Below are 1,878 nucleotides of genomic sequence, written 5' to 3' on the forward strand. Positions count from 1 at the left end.
ACGCACCGAGCGACGAGAACCCGTACCTGCCGCGGGAGGAGATCGAGCGGCAGCGGCGGAAGCTGCCCGAGCGCATCTTCGCCCAGGAGTACCTGGCGCAGTTCCTGGGGGACGGCGGCGGCGTGTTCCGCCGCGTGACGGCTGCCGTCGACGCCGATTTGCCGATCGATCCGCACGAGGCGCGCGACGTGGGCGACGGGCGCGCCTACGTCATCGGCGTGGACTGGGGGCGGCATGAGGACTTCACGGTAATCGTCGTGATCGACGCCAGAGCCCGCGCCGTCGTCGCGGTGGACCGCTTCACCCAGATCGACTACGCGATCCAGCTCTCAAGGTTGCAGGCCGTGCAGCAGCGGTTTCCGCGCGCGCCGATCCTGGCAGAGAGCAACAGCATGGGCGGCCCGTTGGTGGAGCAGCTGCAGCGCATGCGGCTGCCGGTGCGCGCGTTCCAGACCACGGCCGCCAGCAAGGCGCAGGCGGTGGAGGCGCTGGCGCTGGCGCTCGAGCAGGGTTCGATCCGCATCCCGCCGGTGCAGTGGCTGATCGACGAGCTGATGGCGTTCGACCAGGAGCGGCTGCCCTCGGGCTCCATGCGCTACGGCGCGCCGCGCGGCGGGCACGACGACGGGGTGATGGCTCTGGCCATCGCCTGGCATGGGGTGCAGCTCTCTGGCCGCGTGGCGGTGTCCACCCTCAACGCACCCGGACTGTGACGATGGGCGACTCAGACAACGCAGCGCGCTGCAGCCTCCTCTGGCTGCTCTCCGAGATGGAACGCGAGGGCCTGCGCCGCAGCGGTCAGGAGCGACTGCTGGCGCTGCTCTTGCAACTCGTGGCAGAGGACAGCTGCGCGTTGCGGCCGCGTGCACTGAGGAGCGCCATGCGCGCGCATGTTGCGTCATCGCTGCTGCTGTCGATGCCGCCCACCGATGTGCGCCGGGCGTTGCCGCAGCTGTGCGCCGTGAGCCGGGCGACCGCTTACCGCGACGTGTCGGCGGCCCTGTCCGCGCTTGGCCCCGTGGGAGGGTGAGTCGGTGGCGGCTCTCGGCGACGACGCGGCAGACCAGATTGCGCGGCGCACAGCCTCACTGGTCGACCGGCTGGCGCGCGCGGCGTTCGCGCGCATGTGGGCGGCCCTGCAGGCGGGTGGCGACATCAGCCCGCGAGATGCGATCCAGGCGGTGCAGGTGCAGTTCGGTGGCGCGTTCGCCGAGGCCTTGGCAGCCGCGTTCTCAGAGCTGCTGCGGCGCTCGGTCGGCGTCGCCGAGGTGCGATCCATGCCGGTCGGCGGGCTTTCGCTTTCGCGCCATCTGTACCTGCACAACGCTGACACGTCGGCTCAGGTGCTGCACCTCGTGCGGCAGCACGCCGCCGGGGTGCACGAGGCCCGCGCGCTGGCCTTGCGGCTCTACGATGGGTATACCCCACAGGACGGCGTCGTCGGGCCCCTGGAGGGCCGGGCGAGGGCCTCGCTGCCCAAAGCGCTGCGCGAGTTGACGGCCGACCCGGAGGCCAGGCAGACGTTGGCCAGCCTGGTGGAGCGTGGCCAGAAGCAGGCCGCGCGGCTCAAGACCAGGGCGCTGCGCGCGGGGTACACCGAAGCGCTTGACGCCTGGGCGGCCGGCGCCGGCCAGGCGGCGCTCAAACGCAAGCTCGAGGTGGCGCAGCGCGAGAAGAACCGCTACTTCGCCGACCGCATCGCGCAGACCGAGCTGGCGCGCGCGCACCAGGCGCAGGTGGCGGCTGACCTGATGACCGACGACACCATCGACGTGGTGCAGGTGCGCATCAACCCAGCACACCCCAAGGCCGACATCTGCGACCTGCACGCGCGCGCCGACCTGTGGGGCCTGGGGCCTGGCAACTACCCAAAGGCCC

The 1,878-nt window shown here is 71.6% G+C and carries 1 protein-coding gene and 2 pseudogenes; all 3 read left to right on the top strand.

Annotated features, from left to right (window positions below):
- Positions 1-713 (top strand): annotated as a pseudogene (locus CAPSK01_RS19725) (hypothetical protein); the annotation flags it as partial.
- Between the two features lie 2 nt (positions 714-715).
- Positions 716-1,030: a hypothetical protein gene (locus tag CAPSK01_RS19730; RefSeq protein ID WP_034930845.1), complete on the top strand. Its 315-nt coding sequence runs from the start codon at positions 716-718 to the stop codon at positions 1,028-1,030.
- A gap of 4 nt (positions 1,031-1,034) precedes the next feature.
- Positions 1,035-1,878 (top strand): annotated as a pseudogene (locus tag CAPSK01_RS24100) (hypothetical protein); the annotation flags it as partial.

Source organism: Candidatus Accumulibacter vicinus (genome assembly GCF_000584955.1).
Lineage (GTDB): Bacteria > Pseudomonadota > Gammaproteobacteria > Burkholderiales > Rhodocyclaceae > Accumulibacter > Accumulibacter vicinus.